The organism is Brevibacillus laterosporus DSM 25, from assembly GCF_002706795.1.
GTDB lineage: Bacteria > Bacillota > Bacilli > Brevibacillales > Brevibacillaceae > Brevibacillus_B > Brevibacillus_B laterosporus.
Genome location: NZ_CP017705.1, coordinates 1,591,925 through 1,612,362, shown reverse-complemented (window position 1 = coordinate 1,612,362; position 20,438 = coordinate 1,591,925). Strand labels below are relative to the sequence as shown.

The following is a 20,438-nucleotide window of genomic DNA, read 5'->3' as shown; positions in this document are numbered from 1 at the left end:
GAGGGGAGACAATTGGCTGTACAGTTTTTATTAGGTCGGGCAGGTACTGGCAAGACGGCTGCGATCTATACTGATGTAATGAATAGGCTCGATGAGGAACGGATGGGTCCCCCTCTAATCTACTTGGTTCCAGAGCAATCTACTTTTCAGGAGGAATATCAATTCATTAACCTACCTGGGTACTCTGGTCATATCAGAGCACAGGTGTTAAGCTTTGGCCGACTTTCCTACCGAATCTTACAAGAGGTGGGGGGACTGACGACGCTACCTATTGATGAACGCGGTAAGCAGATGGTGTTGCGTCTATTATTAGAACGTCATCAGGATGAATTAAAGGTATTTCATCGTTCCGCCTTGCAACCAGGATTCGCTGAAGAATTAGTACAAATGATCAGTGAGTGTAAAAAGTATAGTGTCAGTCTGGACATGCTAGAGCAGTTACAGATAGAGAATGCAACCCTACAACATAAATTACATGATTTGTTATTGATCATGCGTGCATATGAAGACTATGTTACAGATAAATATTTTGATAGTGATGAACTATATTCTACAGTTGCTAACAAGCTAGCTCAATCTAGTTTTATCGCAGATGCAGAGATTTGGATTGATGGATTTAGTGGTTTTACAAAACAGGAATATGCTTTGATTGAGCAATTGATGTACTGCGCTAAACAAGTAAATATCGCTTTATGTATAGACCCACAGGATCGGATGAAACCGCTAGATGATCTCTCACATTTTTATCCAACAATGGAAACGTATCAAAAGCTACTAGAGATTGCGATGCGAGGTAATATTCCAATTGAGGAGCCACGTTTGTTTGAGCATGACCATCGTTTTACTGATAGTCCATGGCTTGCACAGGTGGAACAAAAGTATTTTGACTGGAAAAAGCCCGCTGTATTACCTTCACCTAAGCATGTGGACGAGGTAAAGCTGTTTACAGCCGCCAATCGCAGAGCTGAGGTACAAGCTGTCGCTCTACAAATTTTGGCGTTAGCACGTGATTATGGCTACAGGTATCGTGATATGGCTGTGCTTTTACGAGAAATGGGAACGTATTCCGAAGAAATTGCGCATGTATTTACGAGCTATAACATTCCATATTTCCTTGATCAAAAGAGAACAGTAAGTCATCATCCTCTGATTGAATTTATTCGTTCATCTCTTGAGGTTATCTCTAGAAATTGGCGATATGATGCCATTTTTCGTTGTTTAAAAACAGACCTGCTGTCTCCGCTAGATCAGCCGCTTAGCCAATCGAGAGCAGAGATTGATTTACTAGAAAACTACGTGCTGAGTTATGGTATTCAGGGATATTATTGGTCCATGGATGAGTGGGGGTTTCACGGAACAAATACTTTATACGAACCAATTGAACCTATACGTCAACGATATGCAAAGCCACTTAAAACGTTTGAGACTGAGATGAAAGTGGCTTGCAAAGCAGGTGTTCGCCAAATGGCAACAGCCTTATATGAATTTTTACAGGTGCAAAATGTTCCTATTAAATTGGAAGAATGGCAGAAGCAGGCTGAATTAGAAGGAGATTTAGAAGCTGTCCGTGAGCATGAGCAGGTATACAATGATGTGATGGATTTATTGGATCAGATCGTAGAAGTAATGGGCGATGAACAAATGGAGCTTGTTACATTTGCTCGGATTATTGATACAGGTCTGGATAGTATTCGTCTTGCCTTGGTTCCTCCTTCGCTGGATCAAGTGGTTATTGGGTCCATGGAGCGCTCCCGTCAACCTGACGTAAAAGCATTGTTTTTGATGGGAGCAAATGAAGGTGTAATTCCACTACGTCCCAAAGAAGAAGGGATTCTAAACGAGGCGGAACGAGAAAAGCTGGAAAAGGCAGGCATTGAACTAGCACCTACGGCGAAGCGAAAACTAATGAACGAACAATATCTCCTCTATCGTGCTATGACACGTCCATCCGAGAGATTATGGGTTAGTTGCTCGCTAGCTGATGAAGAAGGCAAAGCCTTGTTACCATCGAGCCTGTATGAAGAGATGAAAAAGACCTTACCTGGTCTTACGATTGGTTATTTTCATAATGAACCAACTGCCCAACCACAGCTAGATATAGGTTTGCTGGGGAGACCAAGACAGGTGTTTAGTCATTTACTTACGCTAATTCGTCAATTAAAAAAAGGGATTCCGCTTCCGCCATTTTGGTGGGAGGTCTATGACTGGTTCCTGGAGCATTCGGAAGATGAAAAGCGGGAGAAATGGCTATTATCGGGGCTGGTGTATCAGAATCGCGCTTATCCGCTCTCGAAAGAAATTAGTCGTTCCTTGTACGGAAGTGAGATTCGGGTAAGTGTTTCCCGTTTAGAACGATTCCAAGCCTGTGCTTATTCTCATTTTTCCTCTCATGGCTTGCGGTTAAGTGAACGTCAAATGTACCGTCTAGAAAGATTTGATGTTGGTGAACTTTTTCATGCTTCTTTAAAAATGGCAGTGGAGCAGATGAACAAACAGCAGGTCAATTGGAGCGATATGACGGAACAAGGTAGCATGAAGCTGGCTGATCAGGTTGTGGAAGAGCTTGTTCCACAAACGAGAAGCAGTATTTTGCAACGAACCGCTCGTTATCGTTATGTAACGAAGAAATTAAAACGTGCTGTTGGGCGTGCGATCTCTGTACTGAGTGAACATGCAAGACGAAGTCATTTTGCGCCTATTGGTCTGGAAATTGCCTTTGGACCTGGTGGAGAAATTCCGGGTCTGACTCTAGAGCTGGAGGATGGAATCAAACTGCATTTGTTAGGTAGAATAGATCGAATCGATCACTCTGTTGGAACAGAAACCGAATTTTTGCGAGTGATTGACTATAAATCAGGCCCGAAAGCCCTTGTTTTGTCTGATGTGTGGAATGGATTGAATCTCCAATTGCTCGTATATCTGGATGTCGCTGTGAGCAATGCTGAGCAGTGGGTAGGCAAGCAGGCTGAGGTAGGTGGTGTCTTCTATTATCAGGTAGCTGATCCGTTCGTTGCAGCCAAACAGATGTTATCAGCTGAACAGGTGGAAGCGGAACGGCAGAATAAGCTGAAAATGAAGGGACTTATGTTAGCAGACCCACAATTAGCACGCTTAATGGATAACCAAACGGAATCAGGTAATTCCGATCTACTTCCGTTTGGGATAAAAAAAGATGGTAGCTTCACTCAATATTCATCAGTAGCTTCCAAGGAGCAGTTTGACCTCCTACAGAAATTTGTGCGGAAGTGTATTGTGAAGTTAGGTAGACGATTAACGGATGGAGATATAAGTATTGCACCGTATTTGCAAGGGCCAAGACTTGCATGTCAGACTTGTGCGTATAAGTCAGTTTGCCAGTTTGATAGTTTATTGGAAGGCAATCAGCCACGTTTATTAAGTAAAAAGACTGATAAGGAAGTTTGGGAATTAATTCGTGAAGAAGTCTACGAACAAGACGAGGGAAGGGAGGTAGGAGCATGAGTGAGCAGGAGAATATAATGGAACAAAAACCTAGTCATTGGACGGATGAGCAGTGGAGAGCAATTATTGAAAAAGGAGATAACTTGCTGGTAGCCGCCGCTGCTGGTTCTGGGAAAACCTCAGTATTAGTAGAACGGATCATTCGTAGAATTTCTGACGTTAACGATGCTGTAGGTGTGGATCAGTTGTTGGTTGTAACCTTTACAAATGCGGCTGCTGCTGAGATGCGCCACCGAATTGGTGATGCCCTGCGTCAAGCATTGGAAAGCGATCCTACCTCTGCCCATTTACGGAAGCAGTTGGTTTTGCTGCAACGAGCAACTATTACGACTTTGCATTCTTTTTGTTTGGGCTTGTTGCGTCAGTATTATTTTATGGTGGAGCTTGATCCAGGGTTTCGCATTGCAGATCAAATGGAGGCGGAATTACTGCGCCAGGATGTATTGGAAGAACAATTTGAACAATGGTATGAATCTGATGAGAGCTTTGCAGCACTAGCTGACGTGATGGTAGAGGGCCAGGATGATGAAGCGTTAATGGGGTTATTTATGCGCCTGTTTGATTTCTCACAGAGCCATCCGCATCCAGAGCGTTGGCTAAAAGATGCCGCTGATATGTTTGCCAATACACAAGTGGAAGAGCTACATGAATCTCCCTGGGTAGTTACGCTGTCAGGAGCTATTTCTTTAGAATTATCTGCTCTTGAATCGCAAGTAAAAAAAGCAATAGCACTTGCAGAAGAACCGGATGGGCCTGGAGCATATGTCCCTTTATTACAGCAAGAGCTTTCTCTGATTAATCAAGCAAAATGTGCTGCTGAGCAAGGCTGGAATCAGTTAGATGACAGTATGAGAAGTATTACATTTGGTCGACTGCCAGCAGTAAAGGATGCTGACCCGTTGATCAAAGAACAGGTACAAAAACTACGTAATGGCGCAAAGGATAAGATAAAGAAGCTGTTGGAAGAGTACTTCACGATGACGCCTGAGCAATATACAGCAGACCTACAGCGAATGGCTCCCTATATGCAAACGTTAGCTCGTCTAGTTAGTGAGTTTAAACAGGCCTTTCGTCAGGCGAAGCAAGAACGGGCTCTTGTTGATTTTAGTGATCTGGAGCATTTGGCTTTACGAATTTTGCAACAGGAACAGGAGGACGGCAGTTTCGTACCTTCTGCTATTGCCATGCAATTACAGGAACAGTTTGCCGAAGTGCTAGTCGATGAGTATCAGGATATCAATCTTGTGCAGGAAACGATTTTACAGTTGGTATCAAGGAAAGAGACAGCGGAAGTGGCAGCAAATCGTTTCATGGTAGGGGATGTTAAGCAGAGCATTTATCGCTTCCGACTTGCTGAGCCTAATCTATTTATGCAAAAGTACGATTCGTATGAAACCAATGAAGAAAAGGACCCTTTCGCCCCTAAGGAACAAGATGCACCTCTGGAGTTAAAGGGAAAGCGAATTGATTTGGCCGCTAACTTCCGCAGTCGAAAGGAAGTAGTGGATGCAGTCAATTATATTTTTCGTCTAGTTATGACACCTCGTGTAGGTGAGATTACTTACGATCAAGCGGCGGAATTGATTGGTCGGGCTTCCTATCCAGAGATAGAGCCTGAGCAATTGGCGGTTGAAGTTCACCTAATCGATCGTACGGGATTTGAATCGGAGGAATCCAACTCAGGGCAAGTGTCGGAGCGAACAAGTACTAACTCTATAGGAAGTATAGATAGCTATGATACTGAGGTAGAAGCTCTACCTACTCTGGAAGAGGAAGCTTCTGTTGCTCAGCTAGAAGCACGATTGATTGCCAAGCGTATTAAGGAGTGGCTAGAACCGGGTGTGGGCGGTCAGCCCTTACTCGTTTTTGATAAAAAAACACAGGGAATGCGTCCCCTGGAATATCGGGACATTGTTATTTTGCTCCGAGCTACAGCGGGCTGGGGACAAGCAATAGCAGACGAATGTAAGCAAGCTGGCATACCTATTTATGTAGAACAGAATCAGGGCTACTTCTCTGCAAATGAAGTGGATATAATCATGTCGTTACTACGCGTCATAGACAATCCGAAACAGGATATCCCTCTAACGGCGGTACTACGCTCGCCTCTTATTGGGCTTAGCGAAGAGGATTTAGCTCTGATTCGTGTGTTGACTCCTACGGGGCCTTTTTATCAGGCGGTCGAACAGTATGTAATGGCCGAAGAAGAACAGCTGAATCGAGTCGTCATGGCAAAGCTACGCCGATTTTATCGGATGGTACAAGGCTGGCGAACACGGGGAAGACGAAGCTCGGTGGCAGAATTACTGTCTGATATATATACAGAGACAGGCTACGTTGATTATGTAGCATCGCTAGAGAACGGTTCACAGCGGCAGGCAAACCTACGCGCATTATATGACAGAGCTAAGCAATACGAAGCCACCTCGTATCGTGGTTTGTTTCGATTTTTACGCTTTATTGACCGGATGCAGGAGCAAGAGAATGATCTTGGAGAAGCGAGGACTATTACGGAAAGTGAAAATGTAGTCCGTTTAATGACCATTCATAAGAGTAAGGGATTGGAATTCCCAGTTGTATTTGTGGCTGGAATGGGTAAACAGTTTAATCAAAGCGATATGAAAGGTCGTTTTTTACTGCACAAGGATCTAGGCTTTGGTCCGCAGGTAGCTGATGCAGTTTTGCGCCTGCGTTATCCCAGCTTAGCTTTTTTAGGCATTCGTCAAAAGCTTAAATTAGAGATGCTAGCAGAAGAGATGCGCGTACTCTATGTAGCGTTGACTCGAGCTAGAGAGAAGCTTATCCTTGTGGGTTCTGCTAAGGATTTGAGCAAATCAGCCATCGCTTGGTGCAGCCAGTCTACAGATAAAGAGACTCTATCTGATGAAGATTTAGTTCAAGCGAAGGGATATCTTGATTGGATTGGCAGAGCATTAGTACGACACAAAAATGGAGAACCATTACGCTTGCTGTGCCCAGATACTCAGGATAATTCCTCAATTCCTCTAGTACGTGATCCGTCTGTATGGCAGTTCCAGTTTTATCAGCCGAGCGATCTTATTGCGATAACCGAGCAGAGTGAGCATGATGAGGAAGTTTTTTCCTTATTGCAGAAACGAAAGCCAGTTCCTGATCATCCGCACTCGGAGGAGTGGCGTGATAAGATTAGGTCTGTTCTAGAGTGGCAGTATGCTCCACAGGTTGTATCACAGGTACCAGCTAAGTGGAGTGTCAGTCAATTGAAGAGCCAGGCTGTAAATCTAACTGAGGGAGTGGGAGAAGACGGCGTTAAGATTGATTGGGAGAATGATCGTATAGAAACACATTCTCAATCTGTATCAGGACTGGAAAGCCAAACCGATATGCAGTCGCCAACTCGATCTGTAGCTGAAGGATACAGTCATCTTAATCCAAACCTTGAAAAGATAGCAGAGAGTCCGAATTCTCATCGATCGAGACTCACAAAAAAACCGCGCTTTCTAGCTGATATGGACCAGAATAGAGAAGGAATAAACAGTGAAATTGATGATATAAAAATTATGACTAGCAGTGATCCTGCTACAAGCAAGATGGAAAAACGGGGGAAGCTGGAAAATAAAACACGGGATGAAAAACCTATTTTTACGAAGGCGGAAGTAGGTACCTTTACACATTTGATTATGCAAAATGTAGAGTTGAATAGAGCTTTAGATCAAGCGAATGTTACTGATCAAATTGAGCAAATGATAGCACGACAGATGTTGACTAGAGAGCAAGCCAATGTAGTAGATATTGCCTCTATAGCACGCTTTTTTGCCAGTGATTTAGGGCAACGTATGCAAAAAGCTATCAAGGTGTACAGAGAGTTACCATTTACACTTGCAGTTCCTCTACGTGATATTAGATCACGTTTGCTTGCCGAACAAACAGAATTATTACTAACTGATTCAGGTGATGAACGGGTACTTGTGCAGGGGGTAATTGATTGCGTTATTCGGGAGGAGAACGGTGGATTAACGTTGATCGATTATAAAACGGATCGATTACCAGCAAACGAGAACGAAGCAGTTCAACTACTCCGGACAAGATATAACGAGCAAATAAGTTTGTACACACGTGCTCTTGAGGAGAGCTGGAAGGAGCCAGTTACGAAACGCTATCTGGTAGCTATGGCAATGGGGCTTGCAGTACCATTGCATGAAGAGTAAGGATTTTTTGTAGAAAAAAACTAAGAGGTCTCCCGAAAGTCTAACTGTATGGGAGTAACCTCTTAGTTTTATTTTTCATGTTGTTTGATCATAACAATAATAGTGAGTACAATGCAGGTCAGTAGGCTAGCAATACCGATAGTAGCACCAATAAATGCTATTCCCAAACCTTCAAAGCCATTTACACAAAAGCTATATAGAACTGCCAAACTGCTTACAATAAATACAACCGTTGAAGGGATATACATGAAGACCGTGTTTTCAGGTTTTTTGATGTAAATAAAGTAGGAGATTGAGAATAATACGATAAAGGTAACGATAGCTATCATGCTTATTCCAAACAATTAACCATCACCCTCCTCACGATGTTGACCTGGTGTATCCCATTTTTAAACAGGAAATCTAGTATTGAATAATCAATTTATAGACAAAATGTGAGTTTTCTCACCAACTGACCGCAACTTCCCTCGATTTTTGGCGTACTAGTATGGAGGGGGAAGAAAGATATGGAAAGTAGAGAATATATGGAGTTTATGGGGGCCTTGACTGCAATAGCGCTACCTGTCTCCTTAGGATTATTGCTTGCCTATTTTATCCGGAAATTACCTGAATGGTTCAAGTAATGATGATGTTCTTTTCGTACCGCATGATTTCTTCTATAGCTGGGATCATAGATAATAGATTTATCATAATGAATGACATATAAAAGCAGGCATGACCCTTTGCTATTTTCGAAAAGACATGCCTGCTTTTACATTTCTACATATAAAAAGAGAGATAATAACATATTGGGAAGGCCTACTAAAAATAAATGAACTGCCCAAATTTGCTGTTTTTTGTGCTGTTTATCATAAAAAAGAGTGCGCTCATGCATTCTGCTGCTATCTAATAGAAAGGTAGAAATGAATGCACTGATGGCCCATAATAAAGCACCAATGATGACAGCAACTTTCAGCATAAGTAGGTGGTCTTGGATGAGCAATGAGACGAGGAGTGAGACAAGTAAACCTAAGCTTAATGATTTTAACATGAGTTCACCCTCCTTTCTCACTCATTTTTACGCTTGGCAAGCCGAAAAGGTTACAGGAAAAATGACATAAATCTATTCTTTATTACGTTGATTGGATAACGGATGGGAACGTGCTATACTTTGAAGAAAAAATTCTGGAGGAACCCTACGATGCAACCAATATCAGATAAAGAATGGAACCATTTTAAGCAAAAGCATGAAGATACAGCAATTATGCTAATTACGTGCCCTGATCGTCCCGGGATCGTCTCGACAGTTTCTCAATATCTATATGAACAAGGTGCTAATATCATTCAATCTGATCAATATACAACCGACCCAGAAGGCGGTCGCTTTTTTATGCGTATTGAATTTAAGCAAAATCGTCTACAAGAGTGCTGGGAGTCACTAAATCAGGGCTTTGCGCCGATTGCGAAACAGTTTGAGATGGAATGGAAGTTAGTTGAAGCCTGCAAGCGTAAGCGTATGGCCATTTTTGTATCTAAAGAAGATCATTGCTTAGTAGAATTGCTGTGGCAGTATAGTGCAGGGTATTTGCATGCGGATATTGCGATGGTAATCAGTAATCATTTGGATACGAAAGATATGGTAGAAGCGATGGGTATCCCGTTCTATCATATTCCCGTGACTAAAGATACGAAACAAGAAGCTGAGCAAAAGCAAATCGAGCTTATTAAAGGTAAGGTAGACATGATCGTATTGGCCCGGTATATGCAGATTTTATCGCCGACATTCCTTCAGGATTTTCCGTGCCAAATCATCAATATCCACCATTCCTTCCTACCAGCCTTCGTAGGGGCAAAGCCATACGAACGAGCGTATGAGCGTGGCGTTAAATTAATTGGTGCTACTGCGCATTATGTAACGGAAGAACTAGATGCAGGCCCGATTATTGAACAGGGAGTAGAACGTGTTACACACCGTGATGACGTAGATGATCTTAAGCGTTTGGGTAAACAAATAGAGCGGACCGTGCTGGCCCGCGCTGTTCATTGGCACCTAGAAGATCGAGTTCTGGTACATCAAAATAAAACCGTGGTTTTCCCATAAAGATCTGATAATTCTTGTTGTAGTATTTGATGGATGTAGGAGATGACCTTCTGAGATTCGGGGCCATGTAAAATAATATGACCAGAGTTTGGGAAGTATTGAACGGTGGTTTGCCTGCTCGTCACCTTTTGCTGCAAATACTCAGCGCTGATAGCTTGAACAGTATCGTCCTTTTTCCCTTGAATAATGTAATATGGGCAGGTAACGCGATGCATCATTATCTTTGTTTCAGCTAGCAACCTGCGGAATTGTATCATGCTAGAAAGTGGAATGCGCAATAGGCTAGCCAAGTATTTGTTGCTGTAGTTACTGAAGTCTTCTTTTAGATTAGAAAGGGACTGGGGAATGTCCCAATAGTAGTATGGTGTACACAGACTAAACAAGAGTCGAACAGGGTAACGAGCAGCTAGATGGAAGGCAAGTAAGCCTCCCATTGAAAAACCAATGATCACCGTGACATCTACGCGCATGCTAAGTCGTTGATAGGCTTGCTCGGCTGAATGTATCCATTGTCCGCGAGTGGAACGCTTCAAATGGTAACGATCAGTTCCGTGTCCTTCTAGTGTTGGGCACTCAACAGTATAGCCTTGATTACGCAGAAATTGGACAAGAGGTAACACATCATTAATTTTGCCTGCAAACCCATGTAAAACTAGGAAGCCAAGCGTGGTATCCATTTGCAAGCTCCTTTCTACATAAAAAAGGCGACCCAAGGGTTGCCTTTTTGTGCTAAGAATACGTGTATTCTTAGCTCTAACAAGTGCAACAGAAGAGGTGCTTTACTATATGTGCAAAGCCAAGCTTTCTATGTCTTGTTAGGTTATGCGTAATGAATTGAAAGTAACCGTGTTAGACGGAAACGTTTTTTAACTCGTTTGCTACTTGGAAGGAAGCGGCGGTGCACGCTTTAATATCATCTGCTGTGAAACCGTCCGCTACTTCTACTAAAATAAGACCCTCTGCGGTTACATCAAACACAGCACGATCCGTAATAATACGGTTAATGACCTGTTTCCCGGTTAAAGGGAGAGTGCAGGCAGGAAGAATTTTGCTTTCTCCATGCTTATTTACATGCTCCATAATCACAACAATTTTTTTCGCACCGTGGACCAAATCCATGGCACCACCCATACCCTTTACCATCTTTCCTGGAATCATCCAATTGGCTAAATCACCCTTCTCGGATACCTCCATCGCACCTAGAATGGCCAGATCAATATGACCTCCACGAATCATTCCAAAGGACTCAGCAGAGGAGAAATAGGAAGCACCCGAAATTGCTGTTACTGTTTCTTTTCCAGCATTGATCAGATCAGGATCTATGTCGTCAGCATACGGATAAGGTCCAATACCCAATAATCCATTTTCTGACTGCAAAACTACCGTTTTACCCTCCGCAATATAGTTAGCCACCAGTGTAGGCATACCAATTCCCAAATTTACATAAAAACCATCCTCGATTTCTTGAGCGGCACGCATGGCCACTTGTTCGCGAGACAAGGTCATGGATTATCTACCTCCTTATTTTAAACAGTGAGTAAGCGTATGATTGAACATTATTAATATTTTTAATTATTTTTTTGTAGTTCAATAATGTTATGCTAAGCTTTTTGAACGGTGCGCCGTTCGATACGTTTTTCAAAGGATGGGGCTTTAATCAAGCGTTGTACGTACACGCTTGGAGTATGAATTTGATCAGGGTCCAGCTCTCCTGCTTCTACGATTTCTTCTACTTCAACAAGCGTGATTTTACCAGCTGCCGCCATCATCGGATTAAAGTTACGTGCGGTTTTATGATAGATCAGATTGCCGAGTGTATCAGCCTTCCAAGCCTTTATTAATGCGAAGTCACCCGTAATCGCTGTTTCCATTAAGTATTCTTTATCATTAAATATACGTGTTTCACGTCCCTCGGCAATGGGGGTACCGACGCCAGCAGGGGTATAGAAAGCAGGAATTCCTGCTCCACCGGCACGAATTCTTTCCGCTAACGTACCCTGTGGAGTCAATTCTACCTCCAGCTCACCTGAGAGGAATTGACGTTCAAATTCTTTGTTCTCACCTACATAAGAACTGACCATTTTTTTAATTTGCTTCTGTTGTAGCATGAGGCCAAGCCCCCAGTCATCCACGCCGCAATTATTTGAAACCACGGTTAAACCCTGAACCCCTTTATCACGTAAGGCAATAATCAGATTTTCTGGAATACCGCAGAGACCAAACCCACCAACTAATAGCGTAGCCTCATCATGAATATCCGCAACCATGTCATGATATGATTCAAAAATCTTTGCCACGATGCACCTCTCCCTCCTGTTTAAAAAAAGCTATCACAGTTTTGTATAATCTGGGATGTGTGTAAGCGTTTTACAAGCTAAATTTTATCAGACTATTCAAAAAGATAAAAGGGTAGAACACAACTTTAGCGACCTATCATATCTTTTCTTTTTAAGGTAAGATTACTAAGGATAGATAGAGAGTTTGAAACGGAGGAAACCTGCATGATAAAAATGTTTGTAAGCGATTTGGATGGCACTTTACTTACGGATGAGAAAAAAATTGATCCAGCCGATCGTGAGGCATTGCTGTTTTTAGCTAAAAAAGGAATCCAAATTTGTATTGCCAGCGGTCGTATTGATAGAGATATTAAATGGGTTATCGAGGAGCTAGGTCACCAATGCCATCGTGTGAGCCAAAACGGTGGTTTTGTCATTACGCGTGAAGAGCAATTATTGCATGCTTGCGATTTTGATCCAGAGATGGCTCGAAAATTGTGTGAAACAGGAAATGAATTCGACGCGATAAGTTTGGTGAGTGTGGGCGATGAGGTGTACCTGACTAAAAAAACAGCGTACAAGGAAATTGAAGAGGCTCACAAGGAACAGATTAAAGAAGAACCAAACCTTATAAATATGTTCAGTGATCAACTAAAACCGACTAAATTAACATATATTGGGGAAATGGATATATTAAAGCAATTGCAACAAAAAGTACATGAACTCTACCCTGAACAATTTGATTCATTTGTGTCCTTTAGCGATTGTCTAGATTTAATGCCTTTACATGTTAGCAAAGGAGATGGTGTAGGCCGACTGATGAAAAACTTAGATTTATCTCCAGAGGAAGTGGCCTGCATTGGGGATTCCTATAATGATCTGCCTATGTTTGAAGCAGTGACGCACAGCTTTGCAATGGAGCATGCTGATGAGGCTATTAAAGAAAAGGCGGCTCATACTGTAAAGAGCGTACGTGAAGCAGCTGAGTGGGTTGCTCAGCAAAACGGTTGGCAATTGACACTCGCTCCTACATCTAAATAGCAAGAATAGAAATAAGGAGCAGCTTCTACGCATTGATGTGGGGCTGCTCTTTTATTTATGTTTTTGCGGTTATATTATTTTTTAAAATATTGAAAGCTATTGTAACTGCTAAGATATCCATATACAATTAATTAATTAAATATTTAAAATCTTTATTCGGGAAGTGATCGGGTGAGAAAAAGGATGTTATTAGGTGTTGCATTCCTACTTATGTTGAGTGGTTGCGATAAAATGAAATCGAATGTTGATCAGATGGAAGAAATGAGAGAAGGATACTTTGCCATGGGGGACATGGGGCTACAAATAAAGACGGTTCCAAGCTATCGTGTATCCACTTTAGAAACAAATGAAAGAAACACAACCTATGGAATTGTTGCCGCGGCCAAGGAAATGTCCTTATCCTTTGGAGCAAGCGGTAAAATAGCTCAAATCAACGTGAAAAAAGGAGATAAAGTAGAGGCAGGAAAAGTGTTAGCCCAGTTGGATACGACTGTATGGCAACAGGAAATTGCATCTGCCGAATCTCAAGTGGCACGGGCAAGTGCTGAAAAAATAAAAGGCTTACAGGGGGCTGATCAGCATGACTTGTATGATCTACAATTGCAAATTAATAAGGCCAAACAGAAGCTTGCAGTAGCCAACGATGAGCTGTCAAAAGGAAAACGATTATACGACAGCGGGGCTATTGCTAAAAGCGAACTGGATCGACTGGATCAAGCACAAAAACAAGCTATGATTGATTTGCAAGCAGAGCAGAATCGTTCTTCTAAATTGCAGCAAAAGCCAAGCTTCGCTGATCAAACCACTTTACATGCTGGCATTAAACAGGCGCAGGTACAACTGGCTAGAGCTCAACAAGAATTAAAAGCCACCCAATTGATTGCCCCTTTCTCTGGGATCGTTGCTGAGGTAAATCAGAATGTTTCAGAGCAGATAGGTTCTGGCCAAGCTGTTGTAAAGCTAATGGACGATAGTGCTTGGATTGTCCATCTTCAGGTAAATAGTGGTCAAATCACTCAATGGAAGCAAGGAGCAAAGCTTACGATTCAATCGGTTGGAAATACCTCCATTCCTGGCGTCGTCACATTCGTATCCCCCATACTAGATGAGAAAAAGGGTACATACACGGTAGAAGTAGCCGTGCTAGGCAACCCACAAAATTGGAAAACAGGTATGACTGTCTCTACCCAAATTACAAGCAAAGACAGTAAGGATATCTATGTTCCCGTATCAGCAGTCGGCTTACAGGATGGGGAACGATTTGTAATTGTCATAGATGGCGGAAAAGCAAAGCGGCAAATCGTTACAGTAGGTGCTATTCACAATGATATGTATCAAATTAAAGAGGGAATTTCTGATGGACAGGTCATAGTTCGATCTGGTTTATCATACGTAGCAGAGGGTGAAGCAGTGAAGGAGAGTTCCCATGAGTGATCCTATGACGAAACATCCGCGAAAGCAGTTGTTACTTCTTACAGTGGGGCTTATTTTGTTACTAGGATTAATCTCGCTTTCTTCCATACCTCTGCTCGTGTTTCCTGATGTGAAAAAAACGATTTATCAAGTTGAGATTACGGCTCAGGGACTTTCAGCAGATGAAGTAGAAGCACAGATTTCTCAACCAGCTGAAGCTATGATAAGAGAGCTTTCTGGAATTAAAAAGCTAACAGCTATCTCCAAGGAAGGGCAAGCAAAAATTGAAATTGAGACAGAGAATCATTTTGGCAATGATTTTTTTAGAAAGCTACAAGCTAAGCTAAACGATAGTGAAGGATTGGGGATTGGTAAGGATTCTATTACGGTAAAACAGGAGGAATTGTATCAAGAGCCTGTTGCGATTGTGTTTATGACTGGTCTGGCTATTCCTGAATTGAAGAGACTGGCAGAGAACGAGATAAAGGGTAGGCTCGAACGTATCGATGGGATATCACAGGTAGTAGTAAAATCACCCAATGTACAAAATGAGATTGAATTATTACTTCGCCCCTCTATGCTACAAGCCTATCAGCTAACGCCAGGTGACATTGTAAGAGAGCTGCAAAATAAAGGGAAGAATGAATCACTTGGAAGCATTGGTGAAGGTGTAGATGGTACCACGTTCTCATGGAATAATACGTCTCATTCTTTAGAAGATTTATCTACGTTGACCATTTCTACACCAAAAGGGGAAGTAGCATTACATCAATTGGTTGATATTCGTGATTCACGCTATGAGATTGGTGAGTCACTGAGGTTCTATCACGGAGAGCCTGTAGTTGAGTATCAGCTTTTCGCAGCAAACGAAGCATCCCTTCTTACAATTGATCAGCAGCTCCGTCAACAAACAGCTGAGCTAAATAGAGAAGCAAATCAGAAATACCAATTGTTTATCAGATCTGGAGCACTCCAGGAGGCTTTGGCATCCATGCGGATTGTCCTTGCTCTTTTTAGTGGAGTTTCCATTTTGGCAGCTCTCTATATTGGTTATCGGATGCGTCAATGGAAGGCTGGATTATTGCTATTAGTCTCCGTTCTCCTAACCTTGCTCGTGCTAGCGACTGGTCTTTATTTTACAGATCAGACCTTTACCATTGCTTCTGTCGGACCGCTGTTGGTGATAGTTACCCTATGTCTAGGAGCAGGTATGCTCTTATTTGAACGCTATGCGCTCATACAGATCTGGAATGATCAACAGGTTTGGCAGGCAACTAAGAGCAGGTGGATTCCTATTATCCTTCCGCTTGTTATCGTTAGTTTATTGTTTATCCCCCTTTTGTATAGTCGCCTTTTACAAGAAGAGGACAAGCTTAGTTTATTACCAGCACTTCCGATCCTGCTTTGGGGTGGAATCGGGGTTTGTCTGATCTATTTATACGTTCTACCAACAACTGCTGCTCTATGGCTTCGGGCACGAAAAGGACCTGATTCCAACGAGCACGAGCAACCTAGCAAGCACATAAGCAGCATAAATCGTCGTAGCTCACGTACAGAATTTAATCAAAATACAGATTCCCATGCCCTTCAACGCATGAGGAATTGGATACAACAAAAAATCATATCAACCTGGTACGAGCGTATGCAACTGGGCTTATTACCATATCTACTAGCGTTACTTGCTGCATGGGGTGTTTACTTCTTTTGTGGCCCGTTTGCGCAAGCTGACCCTTTCTTACAATGGAATCAAAATGAATCCAAAACACTAAGTGACACTAGTCAAACTTTTACATTGGACCTTCCGCCCTACACACCAATGGTAGAAGCTCTTCAGAAGGCCAAGGATACGGAAATCATGCTACGTAAAACGATTCCTGAGCTTCAAGATTCCTATATGGATGTGACACCGTCTAGCATCACGTTTTATTTACAGTATCAAAATCAATCTTCCTGGGAGCGTAGTAGTTATAAAATAAAACAGAATATTGATACAATATTATCCAATGTACCAGATGCTAATTATTCAGTTAAATTTGCTCAGTCAGGGGTAGAGAACGAAGAGAAAGTGAAATTTACCGTTCAAGGCCCCTCCTTGCCAAAAGTAAAAGAAGTAGCGAATCAAGTCATACAAGTAATGGAAAAGACAGGCGACGGGTTATCCTCACAGGTATACAATGTGATGACCAGTGAAAATTCAGAAGGGCAACAAATGGAGATCGTTCCCAAAGCTGAGATCACTAGTTTATACGGTGTATCTGCTGAAGATGTTGAGCAGCAAATGAACAGCTACTTAGGCCCACAAAAGGTGAGTACGGTAGAATGGGATGGTGTGAAAAGTCAGATTGTACTACGCTATCCCAAGTTGTACATGGATTATCCTGACCAGCTACAACAAGCGCCTATTAAGACCCTCAATGGACTGAAACCGCTGGGAGAGTTAGTGATCATGCAACATAAAACTCTATCTCCTACCTATATACGGACGGATAAGACGTATCAAATCAATATTCATGCAACCGTTAAAAAGCAGGGAGAAGGGAAGTTTCCGACTACACCAAGGACTCTGTATTACAGCATGCCAGAAACCTTCAAAAAAGAAATTCGATTGCCAACCGATTATAAAATAGTAACGCCACTTGATAAAGAACTAGAGGAGCACAGTGTAAAAGGCTGGGAACAAAAGGGGCCATTCATTGTCACATTCACGATCAGTATATTGATTGCTCTATTGGTAGCTACTGTGTTGAAACAGTTGCGTTCGACGATCATCGTTATCTTACTGACACCGCTACTGGTGGTGCCATTAGTTGCAGGGGTAGCGATTTGGGATTTACCTGTCAATCAGCCAGCGGTATTTGCTACACTGTCATTGATTACTTTTTTAACACAACAAATATTGCTAATGTGTCGTTATTTTGAAGAGTACCCAGAGCAAGGAGAGCTGAGCTTAATTCAATCACATAGGGGGAAAACGGCTACATTTATGTATATGCCAAGCCTTCTTTGTATCGTGGGCGTTTTTTTCATTCCGTTTCTGCCGTTCTTGTTTGGATGGACGAATCGCTATTTCTTTAGTTCCTTCTTGGGAGTTATGTCAGTAGGATTCCTATGTATTCCATGGATCATGCTCTATATAGTACCAAGCTTATATCGATATGGACCTAGTCAACAAAATGAGCATCGAGACCACATAGGAGTCATACTACGCCAATCATTTATCCATTGGTGGAATAATAGAGGGAGACGTTCTCTCACCAAATCAAGTGATTCTAACCAAAGCGTAGGGTGGTTAGTAAATAAAGGAAGAATAAAGAAAGAGAGCGCAGAAGAATCTGGAGATAGACGTGAAAAGCTCTGTCCAGAAGACTTTCAACCAATACCGCGTACGGATAGGTAAGCAAATCGATCATAACGATATATGTCTATAAGTGGTAGATGGAAAAGGGGCTGTCAACTAATTGGATAGCCTTTTTTCCATTGGTTAATCTTTCAGGTATAATGGTGAACATCATTTTATTTCACAAAGAGGTGACTTATGAATCGTCGAAAGGGACTATTGTACGTATGTATCCTACTACTGGCACTAGGTGTTCAATTCGTATTTTCTTCTCAACCGTATGGACAACAGGATATGCGTGGACAATTAAAAAAATATATCGATCTAAATGGTATTCAAAAAAAAGTTGGAAATATTTCATTTCAGTATGTAAACAAGGAGATAAGTTTTGAAAATAATGGTGTAGAGGGAGTTTTAGAATTCTTAATTCGTAAAGCAGGACACTTTTTTGGTTTTATGTTCATTGGAATCATGCTGTTTCAAGCCATTCGCTATTTGTCCTCTCCTGCTTATTCGTTACCATGGAGCCTATTTTTAAGCCTGTTTCTAGGGGTGTTAGATGAATGGCATCAGTCTTTTACACCGGATCGCTCCTCACTTGTTACGGATGTTGTTCTTGATTTTTCGGGAGCATTCATTGGCATAATATTTTTATTTGTCTATACAATTTTCAGAAAAAAACAAAAAAGTTTAAAAATGTTGTAACAGAATACTCACAGGTGTTAACATTTTACCGTAGGGTTGATGATAAAATTTAGGAAATCAACCATTATAAAGAGAGATAACACCACTATAGAATTAGGAAAAAGAAGGGAAGTCTGTTAAATGAAAGTACCTGTTGGTATTTCAAACCGTCATATTCACTTATCACAACAAGATCTAGATCAATTATTCGGTCCTGGCTATGAGCTTAAAAAGCTAAAAGATCTAAAACAAGTTGGTCAGTATGCATCAGAAGAAACGGTTAACATTGTTGGACCAAAAGGTAGAATTAATAAAGTGCGTGTATTAGGACCGGTACGTAAAGCAACGCAACTAGAAGTATCCCGTACTGACAGCTTTGTCTTGGGTGTAGAGCCTCCAGTGCGTGATTCCGGAGATATTAAAGGTAGCCCTGGTATCACTCTTGAAGGGCCTCATGGAACTGTTACCATTGATGAAGGTGTTATCATTGCATTCCGTCACATTCACTTCTCAGAAGACGAAGCAAAAGAATTTGGCGTAAAAGACAAACAATTTGTATCCGTTGAAGTTCCAGGTACTCGTTCCATTGTGTTTGAAAATGTATTGTGCCGTGTGCATAAGGATTTCCGTTTAGAATTGCACATCGATACAGATGAAGCGAATGCTGCTGGTCTTAAAAACAATATGGAATTAGAGGTTATTGTACCAGTTGATAATGGCGACACTTACTCTAAGTTTAAAGCACAAGAGAAAAAGCTAAGCCTTGTTTTAAACTGTGGAAGCTCTTCTGTAAAATATCAATTGTTCGAATTGCCTTCCCGTAAAGTAATTGATAAAGGCATTGTAGAAGAAGTAAAACGCGATGCTTATGAACAAGCAATTAATGCCATTTTTGATAAGTACAAGCAATATGATATCGCTATGGTATCTCATCGTGTCGTTCACGGTGGAGAGGATTTCAAGGAATCCGTCATTATTACAGACGAGGTAAAACGCAAAATCGATGCATTGTCTCGATTTGCACCTCTGCATAACCCTATCAACCTACTGGGGATTGAATTGGCGCAAAAAATTCGCCCAGATGCGCTTCATGTAGCCGTATTTGATACAGCTTTCCACCAAACAATGCCTCCAGTATCCTATTTGTATCCATTGCCATATGAATACTACGAGAAATACGGTATTCGTAAATACGGCTTCCACGGAACGTCCCACCGTTATGTCGTACAACGTGCTGAGCAATTAATGGGTACACCAAAAGAAAAATTACGTCTAATTAGTTGTCATATTGGTAGTGGTGCTAGTATTACAGCTGTTCGCTATGGACAATCCATTGATACATCTATGGGTATGACCCCACTTGCTGGTGTAATGATGGGTACTCGTAGCGGTAATATTGATCCAGGTATCTTGCCATACATCGCTGAAATCGAAAAAACAGATACAGCTGGTGCAATGGATATTTTGAACAAAGAAAGCGGTGTACTAGGGTTATCTGGTATCTCCAGTGACTTGCGTGACATAGAAAAAGCAACAGCGGAAGGTAACGAGCGTGCTAAATTAGCACTTGAGCTATTTGCACAACGTCTACATGACTTCATCGGTCTGTACTTGGCTCGCCTTAATGGTATCGATGGTATCATCTTTACAGCAGGTGTTGGCGAAAACAGTCAATTGGTCCGTCAATTGGTATGTAACGGACTAGAATACGCTGGTGTTATTCTCGATAAAGAAGCAAATCGCAACAATAAAGGAGAAGGCTTCATCAATAGTGCCTACTCTCCAGTTAAGATTATGGTAATCCCAACTAATGAAGAATTGGTAATGGCTACCGATGCTTACCAGCTTTTCCTAAATAAAACAGATATGGTACAAGTATAAAAGTGAAGAATGGGCTTTTCATTGAATCGTTTTGTCTGCTATACTTAGGAAATGAGCCT

Annotated in this window: 13 protein-coding genes; 8 read left to right on the top strand and 5 right to left on the bottom strand. The window is 41.7% G+C overall.

Annotated elements, in window-relative coordinates:
* The first annotated feature begins 12 nt into the window (after positions 1–12).
* A complete protein-coding gene (addB, locus tag BrL25_RS07750) occupies positions 13–3,480 on the top strand; it encodes a helicase-exonuclease AddAB subunit AddB (RefSeq protein ID WP_018670317.1) in 3,468 nt (1,155 codons plus the stop codon).
* Positions 3,477–7,667, top strand: a complete 4,191-nt coding sequence (gene addA / locus BrL25_RS07745) for a helicase-exonuclease AddAB subunit AddA (protein ID WP_018670318.1) — start codon at positions 3,477–3,479, stop codon at positions 7,665–7,667. Before addB ends, addA begins: the two co-directional genes overlap by 4 nt.
* A 68-nt stretch (positions 7,668–7,735) precedes the next feature.
* On the opposite strand, the gene BrL25_RS07740 is transcribed toward addA, so the two are convergent.
* Entirely contained in the window at positions 7,736–8,011 is a 276-nt protein-coding gene (locus tag BrL25_RS07740; protein WP_018670319.1) for a YesK family protein, read from the bottom strand.
* A gap of 407 nt (positions 8,012–8,418) precedes the next feature.
* Positions 8,419–8,697: a DUF5316 family protein gene (locus BrL25_RS07735; protein ID WP_018670320.1), complete on the bottom strand. Its 279-nt coding sequence runs from the start codon at positions 8,695–8,697 to the stop codon at positions 8,419–8,421.
* 150 nt (positions 8,698–8,847) lie between these two features.
* Here BrL25_RS07735 and purU point away from each other — a divergent pair, with 150 nt between their 5' ends.
* Positions 8,848–9,747 carry a formyltetrahydrofolate deformylase gene (gene purU, locus BrL25_RS07730; protein ID WP_018670321.1) on the top strand — a complete coding sequence of 300 codons (900 nt, stop codon included), beginning with the start codon at positions 8,848–8,850 and terminating at the stop codon, positions 9,745–9,747.
* Here purU and BrL25_RS07725 read toward each other — a convergent pair.
* The 3 genes from BrL25_RS07725 to BrL25_RS07715 all read right to left on the bottom strand — a co-directional run bounded on the left by BrL25_RS07725 (position 9,720) and on the right by BrL25_RS07715 (position 12,044).
* Positions 9,720–10,424 (bottom strand): alpha/beta hydrolase, encoded by a 705-nt coding sequence (locus BrL25_RS07725; protein WP_018670322.1) that lies wholly within the window; start codon positions 10,422–10,424, stop codon positions 9,720–9,722. The two genes, purU and BrL25_RS07725, sit on opposite strands and share 28 nt — an antisense overlap.
* A 172-nt stretch (positions 10,425–10,596) precedes the next feature.
* Positions 10,597–11,253 carry a CoA transferase subunit B gene (locus tag BrL25_RS07720; RefSeq protein WP_018670323.1) on the bottom strand — a complete coding sequence of 219 codons (657 nt, stop codon included), beginning with the start codon at positions 11,251–11,253 and terminating at the stop codon, positions 10,597–10,599.
* A gap of 95 nt (positions 11,254–11,348) precedes the next feature.
* On the bottom strand, positions 11,349–12,044 hold the full coding sequence (locus BrL25_RS07715) for a CoA transferase subunit A (RefSeq protein WP_018670324.1): 696 nt from the start codon (positions 12,042–12,044) through the stop codon (positions 11,349–11,351).
* Between the two features lie 204 nt (positions 12,045–12,248).
* Here BrL25_RS07715 and BrL25_RS07710 point away from each other — a divergent pair, with 204 nt between their 5' ends.
* The 5 genes from BrL25_RS07710 (at position 12,249) to BrL25_RS25555 (ending at position 20,379) form a co-directional block, all read left to right on the top strand.
* On the top strand, positions 12,249–13,064 hold the full coding sequence (locus BrL25_RS07710; protein ID WP_018670325.1) for a Cof-type HAD-IIB family hydrolase: 816 nt from the start codon (positions 12,249–12,251) through the stop codon (positions 13,062–13,064).
* 171 nt (positions 13,065–13,235) lie between these two features.
* Positions 13,236–14,498: an efflux RND transporter periplasmic adaptor subunit gene (locus tag BrL25_RS07705; RefSeq protein ID WP_140576846.1), complete on the top strand. Its 1,263-nt coding sequence runs from the start codon at positions 13,236–13,238 to the stop codon at positions 14,496–14,498.
* Positions 14,491–17,874, top strand: coding sequence for an efflux RND transporter permease subunit (locus BrL25_RS07700; protein WP_018670327.1), 3,384 nt, complete (start codon positions 14,491–14,493; stop codon positions 17,872–17,874). Before BrL25_RS07705 ends, BrL25_RS07700 begins: the two co-directional genes overlap by 8 nt.
* Positions 17,875–18,012: 138 nt before the next feature.
* Complete coding sequence (locus BrL25_RS07695) at positions 18,013–18,519, top strand: VanZ family protein (protein WP_018670328.1); 507 nt, start codon at positions 18,013–18,015, stop codon at positions 18,517–18,519.
* A gap of 120 nt (positions 18,520–18,639) precedes the next feature.
* Positions 18,640–20,379 carry an acetate/propionate family kinase gene (locus BrL25_RS25555; RefSeq protein WP_018670329.1) on the top strand — a complete coding sequence of 580 codons (1,740 nt, stop codon included), beginning with the start codon at positions 18,640–18,642 and terminating at the stop codon, positions 20,377–20,379.
* Positions 20,380–20,438: the final 59 nt, after the last annotated feature.

Excerpts from the sequence above, each read along its gene's own strand:
- addA (WP_018670318.1), top strand. The coding sequence starts at position 3,477 with ATGAGTGAGCAGGAGAATATAATGGAACAAAAACCTAGTCATTGGACG.
- BrL25_RS07735 (WP_018670320.1), bottom strand. The coding sequence starts at position 8,697 with ATGTTAAAATCATTAAGCTTAGGTTTACTTGTCTCACTCCTCGTCTCA.
- purU (WP_018670321.1), top strand. The coding sequence starts at position 8,848 with ATGCAACCAATATCAGATAAAGAATGGAACCATTTTAAGCAAAAGCAT.
- BrL25_RS07725 (WP_018670322.1), bottom strand. The coding sequence starts at position 10,424 with ATGGATACCACGCTTGGCTTCCTAGTTTTACATGGGTTTGCAGGCAAA.
- BrL25_RS07720 (WP_018670323.1), bottom strand. The coding sequence starts at position 11,253 with ATGACCTTGTCTCGCGAACAAGTGGCCATGCGTGCCGCTCAAGAAATC.
- BrL25_RS07710 (WP_018670325.1), top strand. The coding sequence starts at position 12,249 with ATGATAAAAATGTTTGTAAGCGATTTGGATGGCACTTTACTTACGGAT.
- BrL25_RS07700 (WP_018670327.1), top strand. The coding sequence starts at position 14,491 with ATGAGTGATCCTATGACGAAACATCCGCGAAAGCAGTTGTTACTTCTT.
- BrL25_RS07695 (WP_018670328.1), top strand. The coding sequence starts at position 18,013 with ATGAATCGTCGAAAGGGACTATTGTACGTATGTATCCTACTACTGGCA.
- BrL25_RS25555 (WP_018670329.1), top strand. The coding sequence starts at position 18,640 with ATGAAAGTACCTGTTGGTATTTCAAACCGTCATATTCACTTATCACAA.